The sequence below is a fragment of the Bacillus sp. P4_D3 genome, assembly GCF_056401855.1.
On the sequence record NZ_JBFUIN010001344.1, the window covers coordinates 1 to 531 of the forward strand.

The following is a 531-nucleotide window of genomic DNA, read 5'->3' on the forward strand; positions in this document are numbered from 1 at the left end:
TTTTGTGTATTATGTATTAGAAGAGTAATTAAAAGACTTACTCTTTGCTATTGAGGGAAGAGCCTGAGAGCCATATCAGGCTCTTCTTTGCTTATATACCATGTATTATCATACGGATTTTATTACCTTAACTTCTAACGCAACCACAGCATGTGTATCCACCCAAGGAAATAATACTTTGTTCTTTTCGGATCAAGTATTAGTAAACGGTAGTCCTGCTGCAGGGGTAGTAGTCAACTTTTCATTTAGTAATCCTTCTCTTGCTTTTATGGTTCCTCTTGCTACCATCACCAATGCTTCAGGTAACTTTACCGCTGTATTTCTAGCCGCAAATGGACCTGGAACGGTAATTGTTGCTGCGTCACTTCTTGATTCTCCTCGAACAATGGCTAGCGTCACAATTACCATTGTGAATTGTCCGTAGTGGTTTTATTTTTATCATTGGGATGTTAAGTCTGTATTTCTTAACACCCACCGAAAATGAACAGTAAATAAAAAGATTTAGATAGTATATGGTGAGCCTCATATACT

The 531-nt window shown here is 37.5% G+C and carries 1 protein-coding gene; it reads right to left on the minus strand.

Going from position 1 to position 531, the window contains the following annotated elements; translation table 11 throughout:
* Positions 1-192: 192 nt before the first annotated feature.
* Complete coding sequence (locus AC1DTM_RS31240; RefSeq protein WP_088099360.1) at positions 193-408, minus strand: hypothetical protein; 216 nt, start codon at positions 406-408, stop codon at positions 193-195.
* Positions 409-531 lie beyond the last annotated feature (123 nt).

Excerpts from the sequence above, each read along its gene's own strand:
- AC1DTM_RS31240 (WP_088099360.1), bottom strand. The coding sequence starts at position 408 with ATGGTAATTGTGACGCTAGCCATTGTTCGAGGAGAATCAAGAAGTGAC.